At 63.0% G+C, this 14,166-nt stretch carries 14 protein-coding genes; 13 read left to right on the plus strand and 1 reads right to left on the minus strand.

The genetic code is table 11. The annotated features are described in order from the left end of the window. The 12 genes from BSY16_RS25845 to BSY16_RS25900 all read left to right on the plus strand — a co-directional run bounded on the left by BSY16_RS25845 (position 1) and on the right by BSY16_RS25900 (position 11,799). Entirely contained in the window at positions 1-813 is an 813-nt protein-coding gene (locus BSY16_RS25845) for an alpha/beta fold hydrolase (protein WP_069062661.1), read from the plus strand. Next, complete coding sequence (locus BSY16_RS25850; RefSeq protein ID WP_069062662.1) at positions 806-1,195, plus strand: carboxymuconolactone decarboxylase family protein; 390 nt, start codon at positions 806-808, stop codon at positions 1,193-1,195. Before BSY16_RS25845 ends, BSY16_RS25850 begins: the two co-directional genes overlap by 8 nt. Before the next feature lie 147 nt (positions 1,196-1,342). Further along, positions 1,343-2,176: a transporter substrate-binding domain-containing protein gene (locus tag BSY16_RS25855; protein ID WP_069062663.1), complete on the plus strand. Its 834-nt coding sequence runs from the start codon at positions 1,343-1,345 to the stop codon at positions 2,174-2,176. Between the two features lie 57 nt (positions 2,177-2,233). Further along, entirely contained in the window at positions 2,234-3,208 is a 975-nt protein-coding gene (locus BSY16_RS25860; protein ID WP_069062664.1) for an amino acid ABC transporter permease, read from the plus strand. Beyond that, the gene (locus tag BSY16_RS25865) at positions 3,205-3,945 is read left to right on the plus strand and encodes an amino acid ABC transporter ATP-binding protein (RefSeq protein WP_069062665.1); all 741 of its coding nucleotides are present in this window, start codon (positions 3,205-3,207) and stop codon (positions 3,943-3,945) included. The genes BSY16_RS25860 and BSY16_RS25865 overlap by 4 nt, the downstream gene beginning before the upstream one ends. 120 nt (positions 3,946-4,065) lie before the next feature. Continuing rightward, a complete protein-coding gene (locus tag BSY16_RS25870; protein WP_069062666.1) occupies positions 4,066-5,115 on the plus strand; it encodes a 2,5-dihydroxypyridine 5,6-dioxygenase NicX family protein in 1,050 nt (349 codons plus the stop codon). Positions 5,116-5,137: 22 nt separating this feature from the next. Continuing rightward, positions 5,138-6,448, plus strand: a complete 1,311-nt coding sequence (locus BSY16_RS25875) for an acyl-CoA dehydrogenase family protein (RefSeq protein ID WP_069062667.1) — start codon at positions 5,138-5,140, stop codon at positions 6,446-6,448. Positions 6,449-6,451: 3 nt separating this feature from the next. Continuing rightward, positions 6,452-7,744, plus strand: coding sequence for an alpha/beta fold hydrolase (locus tag BSY16_RS25880; protein WP_069062668.1), 1,293 nt, complete (start codon positions 6,452-6,454; stop codon positions 7,742-7,744). After that, positions 7,741-8,418 carry a TetR/AcrR family transcriptional regulator gene (locus BSY16_RS25885; protein WP_069062669.1) on the plus strand — a complete coding sequence of 226 codons (678 nt, stop codon included), beginning with the start codon at positions 7,741-7,743 and terminating at the stop codon, positions 8,416-8,418. Before BSY16_RS25880 ends, BSY16_RS25885 begins: the two co-directional genes overlap by 4 nt. A 2-nt stretch (positions 8,419-8,420) precedes the next feature. Then, entirely contained in the window at positions 8,421-9,764 is a 1,344-nt protein-coding gene (locus BSY16_RS25890) for a glutamine synthetase family protein (protein WP_069062670.1), read from the plus strand. 4 nt (positions 9,765-9,768) lie between these two features. Then, the gene (locus tag BSY16_RS25895) at positions 9,769-10,275 is read left to right on the plus strand and encodes a flavin reductase family protein (RefSeq protein WP_069062671.1); all 507 of its coding nucleotides are present in this window, start codon (positions 9,769-9,771) and stop codon (positions 10,273-10,275) included. A gap of 78 nt (positions 10,276-10,353) precedes the next feature. After that, positions 10,354-11,799 (plus strand): APC family permease, encoded by a 1,446-nt coding sequence (locus BSY16_RS25900; protein WP_069062672.1) that lies wholly within the window; start codon positions 10,354-10,356, stop codon positions 11,797-11,799. Positions 11,800-11,847: 48 nt separating this feature from the next. On the opposite strand, the gene BSY16_RS25905 is transcribed toward BSY16_RS25900, so the two are convergent. Continuing rightward, on the minus strand, positions 11,848-12,777 hold the full coding sequence (locus BSY16_RS25905; protein ID WP_069062673.1) for a sugar phosphate isomerase/epimerase family protein: 930 nt from the start codon (positions 12,775-12,777) through the stop codon (positions 11,848-11,850). A gap of 240 nt (positions 12,778-13,017) precedes the next feature. Between BSY16_RS25905 and BSY16_RS25910 the strand changes: the two genes are divergently transcribed. Continuing rightward, complete coding sequence (locus BSY16_RS25910) at positions 13,018-14,145, plus strand: extracellular solute-binding protein (protein ID WP_069063702.1); 1,128 nt, start codon at positions 13,018-13,020, stop codon at positions 14,143-14,145. The last annotated feature ends 21 nt before the right edge of the window (positions 14,146-14,166 follow it).

Consider the following 14,166-nt stretch of genomic DNA (forward strand, 5'->3'; position numbering starts at 1 on the left):
ATGGGCAAGGCGCTGGAGCACAGGGTCGGCGAGGTTACGCTCAACTATCGCATTGATGGCGACGGCGGCGAACCGCTCGTCTGCATCCATGGGGTCGGTTCCTATCTGGAGGCCTGGTCGGGCGTGGTGGAGCGGTTGAAGGACCGCTTCACGATCCTCACCTTCGATCTCAGGGGACACGGCCGGTCGAGCCGTATCAAGGGTCGCTACGAGATCGATGATTTTGTCGCCGAGACTCTGGCACTTGCCGACAAGGCCGGTTTTTCGACCTTCAATCTCGCCGGTTTTTCGCTCGGCGGCCTGATCGCCCAGCGCCTCGCGTTGACGCATCTTCCGCGGCTGCGGCGGCTCGTGCTGCTCTCCACGGTCGCTGGCCGGACGCCGGAGGAGCGCGAACGCGTTCTGGCGCGGCTCGCGGCTTTGCAGGCCGGTACGCCATCCGACCACCACAATGCCTCGCTGTCCCGCTGGCTGACGGAAGGTTTCCAGGACGCGCACCCCGACACCATCGCCTGGCTTCGGGCGCGCGATGCGGAGAACGACCCGGATTGTTACACTTCCGCCTACCGGGTGCTCGCAGAAACGGATTTCGGCGGTTTTCTCGACCAGATCCGCTGCCCGACGCTGATTGCAACCGGCGAGGACGATGTAGGCTCTAATCCGCGCATGGCCCGCTACATGCACGAGCGCATTCCCGGTTCGACGCTCGCCATCTTCCCCGGCCTGCGCCATTCCATCCTGATCGAAGCCCCGGACGTCGTGGCCGACACCATGGCCACGTTCCTGACAAAGAAGGAGGCGGCCGATGGATGAGGCGCTGCGCAAACAAGGCGAGGCCGTGCGGCGACGCGTGCTTGGCGACGACTATGTCGACCGCGCCACGAAAGGCGCCGATGCCTTCGCCGCGCCTCTGCAGGATCTCTTGAATGAGTATTGCTGGGGCATGGCCTGGACGGATGACGGCCTCGATCTCAAGCAGCGCAGTCTTCTCAACCTCGGCATGCTGGCGGCAAGCAACCGCATGCACGAATTCGGCCTTCATTTTCGCGGCGCGATCCGCAACGGCCTGACGGACAGGGAACTCCAGGCGGCGCTGGTGCAAATCGCGGTCTATTGCGGCGTGCCGGCCGGCGTCGAGGCTTTTCGCGTGGCGCGCGCGGTGCGGGCCGAGATGGCCGGGGAAGGACCGGCTTGATTTCCGTCATTCCAGCGGAGACTGGCGGCAGGCGCTGCTTGGGAACGCCGGAAGACCGGATCGGCCACAGGCCGCAAGATTATTCACAACGGCGGGAAGAGGAAGCCGCGCCGTCCACGAAGCAACAATAGACAGAGGGAACAACACATGATGAAAATTTCGACAGTTGCGGCGCTCGCCGCCTCTATTGCTCTTTCGCTTGCCGCCGTGCCCGCCAAGGCCGGCGAAGTGCTGGACCGCGTGCTCGCTGCCAAGACGCTGAAGGTCGCGACGGACGCCAACTGGGCACCACAATCCTTCGTCAACGACAAGAACGAGATGGACGGCTTCGACGTCGATGTCGCCAAGGAGATCGGCAAGCATCTCGGTGTTTCCGTCGAATTCGTGACGCCGGGCTGGGACATCATCACCGCCGGCAAGTGGCAGGGTCGCTGGGACATGCATATCGGATCGATGACGCCGACCAAGGCGCGTGCCGAACTCTTCGATTTCCCAGCCGTCTATTATTACACCCCAGCAGCTGTCGCCGTGCACAAGGACAGTAAGGCCGGAAAGCTCGAGGATATCGAGGGCAAAAGTGTGGGCGTGACGGCGACCTCTACCTTCGAGGCCTATGCCAACCAGGACCTGACGCTAGATGCCGCTGGCGCGCCGGCTTTTAACTACGCATTCAAGCCGGGTCAGGTGAAATCCTACGCCAACTCGACGACCGCCTTCGATGACCTGCGCCTTGGCGATGGCACGCGTCTCGACGCCGTCGTTTCGTCGCTGCCGAGCATTCTCGATGCTGAAAAGGCTGGTTACCCGATCAAGCAGCTCGGCAAGCCGGTGTTCTTCGAGCCGCTGGCGGTCGCCGTCGAACACGGCGACGCGGAGCTGAGCACAAAGATCGCCGAGGCCGTCAAGACCATGCAGGCGGATGGCACGCTGAGCAAGCTGTCTGTCAAGTGGTACGGCGTCGACTACACGGTCACCCAGTAACATCCACCGGCGCGCGGTTCGGCTTGCCGGATCGCGCCCAATCCTGAAGGAGCGGAGATGCTGTATCCGGATACCGTCGAATCCGACGTTCTTGTCCACAAGCCCTGGTTCGTCGCCGGTCTTTTTGCGGTGGTTTTCGCCGTCTTTCTCGCGTTCGACCTGACGGGAACGTCGCTTGGCGACCTGATGCGGCCGGTGATCGGCGATCCCGCTGAAAGCGGCGTGTACGGCCGCTTTGCCATCGCCTTCGTCATCGCGGTGACCTTGTGCCTCAACATCGTGCTGATCGGCTTTGCGCCGCTGAAGGTGCAGGTCGCGGTCGTCTGGTCCGAGCTGCTGCTGCTCTTCCTCGCCTTTTTCACGACCTTCAATCTCAGCCTGCCGTTCATGGCCGAAAAGCTGCCTTTCCTCATCACGCAGGGGCTTTTCACGACGATCTATGTCTCCGCGATCTCGATCGTCATCGCGTCAGCCATCGCCATCCTTGGCGCGGTCGCAAAATTGTCGACCAACGGCTTTGCCTATGCGATCGCGAGTTTCTACACGTCGTTCTTCCGCGGCCTGCCACTTCTGATGCAGGTCTATCTCATCTATCTCGGCCTGCCGCAGATCGGCTTCGTCATCGATGCCGTGCCCGCCGGCATCCTGGCGCTCTCGCTCTGCTACGGTGCCTATATGACGGAAATCTTCCGTTCCGGCATCCAGAGCATCGACCGCGGCCAGTGGGAGGCCTCGCGCTCCATCGGCTTCGGCTTCGGCGTCACCATGCGCAAGATCATCCTGCCGCAGGCGCTGCCCGTCATCATTCCGCCAACCGGCAACCAATTCATCTCCATGCTGAAGGACAGTTCACTCGTCTCGGTCATCGGGGTCTGGGAACTGATGTTCCTGGCACGCACGCTCGGCCAGAAAAGCTTCCAGCACATGGAAATGCTGATTTCCGCCGCCATGCTCTACTGGATCGTGTCGATTGGACTCGAACTCATCCAGTCGCGCATCGAACGCCACTACGCGAGGAGCAAAGTGCGATGAGCGACACGATTATCGATGTGCGCAACGTTTCCAAATGGTACGGCGCCTTCCGCGTGCTGACCGATGTGAATCTCACCGTGCAAAAGGGCGAGCGCATCGTCATTTGCGGCCCATCGGGTTCGGGAAAATCGACGCTCATTCGCTGCTTCAATCGGCTGGAGGCGCACCAGCAGGGCGACATCGTCGTCAACGGCATCACCCTGCACGACAAGATGCGTGAGGTCGGCGCGGTGCGAAAGAACGTCGGCATGGTGTTCCAGCACTTCAACCTCTTCCCGCATATGACGGTGCTGATGAACTGCATGGTCGGGCCGATGTGGATCAAGGGCGTTTCCCAGGCGGAAGCCCGCAAGACGGCGCTGCAATTCCTGGAGCGCGTGCGCATTCCCGAGCAGGCGAACAAATATCCGGTGCAGCTTTCCGGCGGCCAGCAGCAGCGCGTGGCAATCGCGCGCTCGCTTTGCATGCAACCGGCCGTCATGCTCTTCGACGAGCCGACATCGGCGCTCGATCCCGAAATGGTCTCGGAGGTGCTCGAGACCATGACGAGCCTTGCCCGGGAGGGCATGACGATGGTCTGCGTCACCCATGAAATGGCTTTCGCCCGCGCGGTTGCCGATCGGGTGATTTTCATGAATGCAGGACAGATCGTCGAACAGGGCAAGCCGGAAGACTTCTTCAGCAATCCGCAGCACGAACGCACCAAGCTCTTCCTCAGCCAGATCCTCAAACACTGAGGCGGATTGCCCGTTTCCCGGCTCCAGAATTATCTCTTGACAAAATTTTAGACTTCAAACAGTTTCTTTACTCATGAGTAAAGAAATCGCTGAGGGGCGATTCAAATCTGGGAGAGGTCAATGCTGCAGGAGCGCATTGAGGGGAAGTGGCTTGCCTGCTTCCGGCGCGTATTCGTGCTCAATGGAATTGGCCGCGCAACGCGCGTGGCGATCGTCGCGGAGACGCAGTCGCGGCCCGTGCTGGTCCAGCTTGCGGATATCGCTTGCCACGATCTCGGCGCGGACTATTGCATGATCACCATGCCGACGCCGCGGCAGACGGCGCCCGTGCCGGTCAAATCCACAGGCACCTCACTCGCCATCCAAGGCAACCGCGCGGCGATCGAGGCCATGAAGCAGTGCGAGGTGATCGTCGACTGCACCGTGGAAGGCATGATCCATGCCGCCGAATGGCCGGAGATCGAGGCGGCCGGTGCACGCATCCTCGTGGTCTGCAACGAGCATCCGGAAATCCTCGAGCGTTGCGAACCCAAGGCCGAACTCGGCCCCAAGGTGGCGCTCGGCATCCAGATGCTGCGCGAGGCGAAGGAAATGCGCGTCACCTCGGCGGCCGGAACGGACCTCTTCATCGACCTTACGGATGCGCCCTGCGGCGGAACGCCGGGCTTCGGCACGACGCCGGGAGCCGTCGCGCACTGGCCGGGCGGCCTTTGCCTCGCATTCCCGGGGCCGGGCACCGTCAACGGACGCATCGTCATGGACGTCGGCGACATGAACCTGACCTTCAAGAATTATCTGACCAGCCGCATCGATTTCACCGTCGAGAACGATTTCGTCAAGGAAATCAAAGGCGACGGATTGGATGCTGAACTGTTCCGCGACTACATGGACGCCTGGGAGGACCCGTTGGCCTACGGGTTCTCGCATGTCGGCTGGGGCATGAACCCCGCTGCCCGCTGGGTGTCCGGCGCGCTCTACGACAAGCGCGACATGCAGGCCGTCGAGTTTCGCGCCTGGGCCGGCAATTTCCTCTGGTCGACAGGTGCCAACCAATATGCCGGCCGCTTCACCGAAGGGCATTTCGACCTGCCGATGCGCAAGTGCACGATTACGCTGGATGGCGTTGCCGTGGTGAGGGACGGCCGTCTCCAGGGCGACCTCGTTCTCTGACCGGATTTGACAAGGACTGATCATGAGCGAACCTGCAGATTATTACGACCTTTCCCGTATCCGGCCCGACGTGCTGGCGGTTCTCACACGCATCAACGAACTCGGCCGCGAACGCTTTGCGCCGCGCGCCAAGGGAATAGACGACGAAGCGTCCTTTCCGGTCGAGAACTACAGGGACCTGGCCGCCGAGGGCTTTCTCACCCTGACGGTTCCCAAGGAGTTCGGCGGCCACGGCTTCAGCCTCGGCGAATATGCAATGGTCGGGGCGGAAATCGGCAAATATTGCGGTGCCACCGCACTCACCTTCAACATGCACAATTCCTCGATGATGTGGTCGCGGTTCATGTATGAGCTGCCCAATCTGACGGACGAGGACCGTGCCGCCTTCGCGCCGCTGCGCGAACGCCAGTTCCGTCGTGCCGTCAAGGAACAGGGCATCTATTCGCAGCCGATTTCCGAGGCCGGGCAGAACTGGACCTCCAAGCCGGCGCAGACCGCCTGCCGCAAGGTCGATGGTGGCTGGCGCATCAATGGCTTCAAGAAGTTCGCCTCGCTCGCCGGCTATTGCGACTACTATTCCATCGTCTGCACCGAGCATTTCGAGGGCATCGAGCCACGCCACGAGGACACGATGATCTTCGTCGTGCACAAGGACGCGCCGGGCCTCTCGGTCACCGGCAGCTGGGATCCGCTCGGCATGCGCGGCACCAACAGCCGCGACCTCGTGCTCAAGGATGTCTTCGTCACCGAGGATGACCTGATGATGCCGCGCGGCATCTTCATCAAGACCCTGCCGCACTGGCCGCACATGATGGCAACGCTATCGCCCACCTATATGGGTGTGGCGCAGGGCGCCTTCGATTTCACGGTCGCCTATTTGCGCGGCGAGGTGCCCGGCCAGCTGGCCGCTGACCGGCGCATGTTCGGCACGAAGCGCATCACCGTCGGCAAGATGTACACCCAGCTCGCCGCGATGCGGGCACTGTGGTGGCAGGCTTTCATGGAGGCCCAGGGGTTTCCGACAAAGGCGCAGGTGCTGCGCATGTACGCCGCCCAGTACACTGTCATGGAAGGCGTGCAGGAGATCGCAGCGCTCGCCATCCGGACCTGCGGCGGCCAATCCATGCTGAAAACCCTGCCGCTGGAACGCATGTATCGCGATAGTCGCTGCGGGGCGCTGATGTTGCCCTACACGTCCGAAATCATGGAGGACTACCTTTCCGTCCTCACGCTCTATGACACGGACGAACTCGACAAGGCGCCCGGCGACGAGGGCGGTGCGCGCTCCTCGCTGTGGCGGGGTACGGGCGGCACGCTCAAGGGGCTTCGCTGAGACATGGCGACGGAGCAGGTTCACGTCATCGGGCATGTTGCGGCAGAACCTGCCGAGGTCTGGGCCGTTGTCGGCAATTTCTGCGGCGCCTGGCATCCGGCGATCGCGGAAATGCGCCTGGAGCGTGATGCGCGCGGCGCGCTCATCCGCGCCTTCACCGCGAAGGGTGAGGACACGCTGTATCGCGAGCAGCTCACCTACCGCTCCGACAGCGACCGGGTGCTCGCTTATACGCATCTGGAGGGTATTGCGGGCGCGGAACGCTACGATGCCCGACTACAGGTCTTTGCCGACGAAACGGGGGGCAGCCGCATCGAGTGGTCGGCACGGCTCTCCGCTTCCGCCGATCGCGCTCCGGCCATCGCCGCCGGCACGAAGGCGATCTTTGAGATGGACATAGCGGCTCTGGACGACATCGCCGGGACATCGGCCTCGGATGATATTCCCTCTGTCGAGCAGCCAGACGCCGCACTCGAAAGCGTCTTCATCGCTGGCGAGCCGAAATTGGCGCTGACGGTCACGCCGCAAAGGCCGGGTCCGCTGGTACTTTTCCTGCACGGCATCGGCGGTGCGCGGACGAACTGGCTGGCCCAGCTCCACGCGGTCGCGCCGACCCTGCGGGCTGCGGCACTTGACCTGCGCGGCTACGGCGAGAGCCGGCTCGGCCCGTCACAAAGCACGGTGGAGGACTATTGCGACGATATCCGGCGTGTCGCCGAGGCGCTTGGCGCGACGCGCCTTGTGCTCTGCGGTCTCTCCTATGGATCCTGGATCGCTACGTCCTTCGCCATGCGTCATCCGGAAATGCTGGCGGGCCTCGTCCTGTCCGGCGGCTGCACCGGCATGTCTGAGGCCGAGGTGGCGGAGCGCGAGGCATTCCGAACGGCGCGCGAAGTTCCGCTCGATGCGGGCAAGACGCCGGCCGATTTTGCACCTGCGGTCGTGGATGTCCTGGCGGGTCCAAATGCGGGCGAGGCGGTGCGGCAGGCGCTGTTCACCTCCATGGCAGCCATTCCCGCTGCGACCTATCGCGATGCGCTCCATTGTTTCACCCACCCGCCGGAGCGTTTCGATTTCTCCCGGCTCACCATGCCGGTATTGATGATGACGGGACGGTTCGACCGGCTTGCTGCCCCCGAGGAGATCCGCGGCGTTGCCAACCGGATCGCGGAAGTGGCGCCGCGCGCCTGTGTGCGTTTCGAGGTCATCGAGGACGCCGGGCATGTCTGCAATGTCGAGCGTCCCGGCGCCTATAACAGGGTGCTCGGCGAATTCCTGTCGGAGATCGCGCGATGACCGCTCTACCGAAACGCCAGCAGAACCGCATTCTTCGCGAACGCCGCATCCTCGACGCCGCGCTCAAGATCTTCTCGGAGAAGGGTTTCGTCAGCGCCTCGATGGACGACATCGCGGCCGAGGCGGAGCTGACCAAGCCGACGCTCTACCAGTATTTTCCGTCGAAAGACGAGCTCTTCACCGCCATGATGACCCAGGAACGGGACCACATGCTTGAATCCTTCGAGTATCCCTCCGCCTCGGGCATGGTGGCCGAGCTCTATGCCTTTTCGTGGCATTATGCCGATGTCGTGCTGCGACCGGACATGCTGAACCTCGCCCGGCTGATCATCGGTGAAGCGCAGCGCTTGCCCGATGTCGGCCGTGCCTATCAGGCGTCGGGTCCTGACCGGGTGCTCGCCGGCATGATCACCTATCTCGAACGGCAGCGCGGGGCCGGCCGGCTCGTCTTTGACGATGCCGAGCTCGCGGCAGAAGACCTCTGGGGCCTGATCCTCTCGGCACCACGCAACAAGGCGCTGCACATTCCCGATGCCGTGCCCGACCGGGCGACCATCGAACGCTACATCCGCAACGGGCTCGGCGTGTTCCTGCGCGCCTATTCCACCGCTTCAGAAAAAGACCTCGCCGTCCTCTCATCCCTCAAGCCGCCGCCGGCCACCGAAACGGAGTGACCATGACCCTCGACGCCTACATCGCCGACCCGGAAAGCCGCTTCGCCACCGTTGCGATGACCGATACGAACGGCCTGCTTCGCGGCCAGATGGTGTCGGTCCGCTCGCTGGCCGGTATAGCGCGCAGCGGCATGGGCATGTCTCCCGTCACGTTCGCGCTCGATCCGACCGATGTCGTCCTCAATATTCCCGGCGTCTCGGATGACACATCGGATTTCCACGACGATCCGCTGGTGCTGGACCCCTCCACCGTGCGCCGCCTGCCCTGGTCCAAGCCCGGCCACGACCTGCTGGTACTGTCCAACTATGGCGGTGCGACTGCAGAACTTTGCCCGCGCTCGCTGCTGAAGCGCGTGCTGGCCCGCGCCGGGGAGGCGGGCTATGCGCCGCGTTACGGCATGGAGCTGGAATACACGCTGTTCGACGAGACGCCGGAAAGCGCGCGTGAAAAGGGCTATCGCAATCTCAAGACGGCGACGCTGCACAAGAGCCATGACCTCGTGCTCTACCAGGTGCAGCAGACGGAATGGTACGAGGCGCTGGCCGAGATCTGCGAACCACTGAAGATCGACCTCGCCAAGATGCACGAGGAAATCGGCGGTGGTTTCCTCGAAGCCTGCATCGCGGCGGGCACGGGGCTGGAACCTGCCGACCAGCTCGTCCTCCTGAAAAACTTCGTACGCGCACTCGCACAGCGCCAGGGCAAATGCGTCACCTTCATGCCGCGCTGGACGGAGACTGCCGACAGCCAGTCGATCCACCTTCATGTCAGCCTCATCGACGGGGAGGGCCGGAAGGTCTTCCATGATCCCGCCGGCAAGAACGGCATGTCGCAAACCTTCCGGCACTTCATCGGCGGTCTGCAACGCTACATCGGCGACATGACGCTGATCTTCCAGCCGACGGTGAATTCCTACCGCCGCTTTGCGCCCGGTACCTTCGCGCCGCCCGGCCTGACCTGGGGTTTCGAGAACCGCACGACCTGCTTCCGCGTCGTCGGGCACGATGCGGGGTCGCTGCGCGTCGAAAATCGGTTGCCCGGCGCCGACACCAATCCCTATCTGACGGTCGCCGCGACCGTCGCGGCCGGTGTTGCCGGCATCATGGAGGGCATCGAGCCCGAGCCCGAAGTGATCGGCAACGGCTATGTGCAGGCGGGTGAGGGACCTGATTTCGCCCGTTCGATGCCCGAGGCAATCGGCCGGCTTCGGACCTCTGCTTTTGCCAAAGACTGGCTTGGCGAGCGCTTCGTCGAAGCCTTTGCCGCCAGCCGCCAGAGCCAGCATGACGAATTCTGCAAGAAAGTACCCGATGTAGAACTGCAACGCTTCTTTGACCTGGGGTAGTGCCATGAAACCAGAGCTTCGCATGCAATTCCTCGAAGGCATGAGCCGTGCGGCGACGTTCGTCGCGGTGGTGACGACGGATGGCGAAGCGGGGCGCTTCGGCGTGACGATCAGCTCGCTCACCTCGGTTTCCGCCGATGGCGACCATCCCTCGCTGCTCGCGTGCTTACACCACATGAGCCCGGTCGCCACGGCGATCCTGAAAAACCGCGCCTTCTGCGCCAATCTCCTGCATGAGGACCAGCATCCGGTGTCCGATCTCTTCGCCGGCCGGCTTTCGGCGGGCGAACATGCGGAGCGCTTCGAGCGCACGCCCTGGTCATCAGGAAAACTCGGGCAACCCGCACTGGAAGGCGCGACGGCTAGCTTCCAATGCCAGGTCGCAACCTCCGTGTTTTGGGAAACGCATCACATCATCATCGGGCGTGTCATGGACGTCCGCTTGTCGGAAAACCCGGCCTCTCTGCTCTACGGCCACCGCGCCTATCACCGGGCCGTTCAACTGTCGTAGCGCACAATAAAAACGAAAAGGGCTGTGGATGCCGGCGGGGTGAGCCGGCGAATTGGGGAACGAAAACTGGAGAGACCAATGACTGACGTGACAATCGCGGGGGCGAACCAACTCCGCAGAAATTCGCTGGGCCTGATCGCGGTGACCTTCATGGTGATCTCGGCCGCAGCACCGCTTACGGGCGTTGCCGGCGCCGTGCCGATTTCCTTCCTGCTCGGAAACGGCACCGGCATTCCGGCAACGTTTCTGTTGATGACGCTGATCATGCTGGCTTTTTCGGCTGGTTACGTGGCGATGTCGCGCCACGTAACCAATGCCGGCGCCTTCTACGCCTATGCGGCACGCGGCCTCGGCGGGCGCATGGCCGGCGCCGTCGCCATCATCGCGCTGGTGGCCTATAACGCCATGCAGTTCGGCCTGATCGGCCTGCTGGGCGGCATTGCAAGCGGCGTCTTCTCCGGCTTCGGCATCGACCTGCCATGGTACCTGTGGAGCCTCATCGCCATCGCCCTCGTCGGTATCCTGGGCTACCGTCAGGTCGATCTCTCCGCCAAGGTCATGATCGTGCTGGTCGTGCTCGAATATCTGATCGTGCTGCTGGTCGATTTCGCCATTCTGGCAAAGGGTGGGGCAGGTGGCCTCTCCTTCAATTTCTTCGACACGACAGCCATGTTCTCCGGTTCGCTCACCGCCGCCGTGCTGTTCTGCCTCGGCTCGTTCATCGGCTTCGAGGCGACGACAATCTATGCCGAGGAGGCGCGCGATCCGGAAAGGACCATTCCGCGTGCAACCTATCTGTCCGTGCTGATGATCGGCCTGTTCTTCGTCTTCACGACGTGGCTGATGATCGTCGGCGTCGGCGCCGACAAGCTCGTGTCGACGATTGGCGCGCTACCCGACCCGACATCGTTCTTCTTCGATCTTGCCGGCACCTATGTTGGCGGGCCGGTTCCGGCCATTGCCGGCCTGCTGCTCGTCTCGAGCCTGTTTGCCGCGATCAGCGCCTTCCACAACTACATCGCCCGCTACAGCTACGTGGCTGGCCGCGAAGGCTTGCTGCCATCCGCCTTCGGCCGCACCCACGATGCGCACCAGAGCCCGCATGTCGGGTCCGTCATGCAGACGGTGATGGCGCTTGCCGTGCTCGCGGTCTTCGCCGGCCTCGGCCTCGATCCGGTGCTCAACATGTTCACCTGGATCAGCCAGGTCGGCACGCTCGGCGTGCTCGGCATGATGACCATCACGTCGCTCTCCGTCATCGTCTTCTTCCGCAAGACGCCCGGCGCACATCCACCCCTGACGACGCTCGTCCTGCCGGCCGTGTCGGGCCTCATCATGGCGGCGTTGTTCGTCTATATCTTCATCAACTTCGGCGACCTCACCCAGACGGCTGGCGGCACGCTCGGCATCATCCTGCCGGCGCTGATCCCGGTTGCCGGCCTTATCGGTTTCGCGATGGCAAGCAGGCTCAAGGCCACGAACCCGGCTGCCTATGCCCGCATGGGACAGAACCGCGCCGGCTAGAAACCGGCTTTACCCTTGCGTGGTCGGTCCGGTCAAAGACCGGCCACGTCAGGCCGCGATGGGGGCTTGCGCGGTTTGCGCCGAATGCGCCAGAACGCGCGTTGCGTCCACACATTCCGTCGCCGCATACCAGTAGCGCTCATTGAGCTCGATGTTGAACAGGGTGCCTTCGGGGAACCTGCATTCGGCCATCAGCGCCTGCCAGGGAATGTCGCCCCACCCGACCGGCAGGTGGAGATCGCCATGGCCGTAGGCCAGGCGTTCGCCTTCGGTATACATCCATATGTCGTCCTGACGGCCAAAGCTGTCATGGACATGCAGGTGCTTGGCATAGGGCGCCAAGGTGGCGATCTCATCCACGAAACGATCCCGGTCACCGTCGAAGTCGAGCTTGAGATAGGAGTGGCTGAAATCGATGGTTGCCATGACGTGCCGATGCGCAATGGCGGCAAGTTCTTTCGCCAGGCGCCGCGGCGACGAGGCGTAGCCATCTCCCTTGTAGTCGGCAAACAGCGTTTCCACGCACAGGATCAGGCCGTGTTGCCGCGCCATATCCCCAGCCCGCGAAAGCGCTTCGCGCTGCCGGTCGTAGGCAGCTTCCGTGCCCGCGGCCTGCTGGCGCGGTGCCAGCCCGGAATGCATGACGTAGTGCTCCGCGCCGATTTCCGCGGCGACTTCCAGCGATGCTTCCAGCACCTCGAAATGGCGGGGCAGACGCCAGGCTTCGTCCATGAAGTTGATGGCGAGCGGGCCATGCACCGAATAGAGCACCCCGCGGCCGCGGCATGCGTCGAGCAGCCGGGCGAGTTGGGGGCGACGGACCCGCCCGCCGACGACGACATCGAGGTCGAAGGTGGGAATCTCGATCGAGTCCACGCCAAGCGCTTCGATCATGTCGAGTTCCGCCCCGAAGTCCGAAAGATCATGCGCCCTCTTGTGCGCGGAAATACCGATGCCTTTGACGCCATTGGAAAACATGACAGCGAACCTCATTGATGACTTGGGCATGAACCTGCCCGGATGCCCCTCCCGCTAGTCAGCGAATGTGTCAGTCAGCCGACAGACGGATGACCGTTCGATGAAGTTTGCCTTCGCGCCGTGCCAGGTGGGGCGGAAGCTGCTTCAGGCGCGGAATCCTTCGCATACCTGTCACAGACCAGCCCTATGAGCGGTGCCCTGACGGCGGCCGATAGTGGCGCCGAAAAGGAGAACCTTTCGATGACCCACGTTAGTCGACGCATCCTGATGAAGGGCACCATGGCGGCTGCCGGACTTGCCTTGGCAGCACCGTTTGTCTCCCGCACGGGATTTGCCGCCGGTTCGTCCGGCTCGGTCAACATCTTCGCCTGGGCCGGCTACATTTCCGACGAGATGCTGGCTGCGTTCGAGAAGGACACGGGCATCAAGCCGGTCTACACGCCCTATGGCACCAACGACGAATTGCTCAACCAGATGCGCGCGAGCAACGGCTCGGGCTATGACGTCATCTGGCCGGCCGTCGACCGCGTGCCGAACTATGTCGAATTCGGCCTCATCCAGCCGATCGACGAAAAGAAGGTGCTGTGGGATCGCGTGCTGGCAAGCGCCCTCAAAGGTTCGGAAACGCTGGGCGCTGTGATCGACGGAAAACGCTACCAGGTGCCGACCGACTGGGGCACGGAAGCAATCACCTTCGACAAGAACACCACGCCGCTGGAATACGGCACCGCCTCCTACGGCGATATCTGGAAGCCGGAAATGGCCGGCAAGGCAACCGTCCGTGGCCATTCCGGCCTCGTCGGTCTCGGCCTCTGGCTGGAGACACAGGGCAAGCTGCCGAAGCCGATGCGCGACAGCTTCAAGGACGAAGCGACGATGCGGACGAACTACGACGCCATCCTCGCCGAAGCCATCAAGAACAAGGGCAACATCGCGCAGTTCTGGTCGAATGAAAACGAAGCGCAGGGTGCTTTCCGCGCGAACGGCGTGACGATCGGCCAGACCTGGGATTCGTCCGCTGCCGGCCTCGCCAAGGAAGGCCTGCCGGTTGGCTTCGTGGCCCCGAAGGAAGGTGCGCTGACCTGGATGGAGGGTGTTTCCATTCCCGTTGGCGCCGCCAATGTCGAACAGGCCTATGCCTTCCTGAACTGGGTGCTGACGCCGGAAGCCGGCGCGCTTTATGCTAACCACACCTCGATCAACACGACGGCGGTCGGCGCGGAAAAGTTCCTTTCCGAAGCGTCGCAGAAGTTCTTCGCCGCCGCCTATCCGGGCGACGCGCTCGAAAAGCTGTGGTGGTGGCCGGTTCAGGAAAACTGGTTCGTCGCCCTGCGCAACGAGTACCAGGACAAGTTCCTCTCGGCTTAAGCCCGTCTGTGGACATTGGGC

Source organism: Sinorhizobium sp. RAC02 (assembly GCF_001713395.1).
Taxonomy (GTDB): Bacteria; Pseudomonadota; Alphaproteobacteria; order Rhizobiales; family Rhizobiaceae; genus Shinella.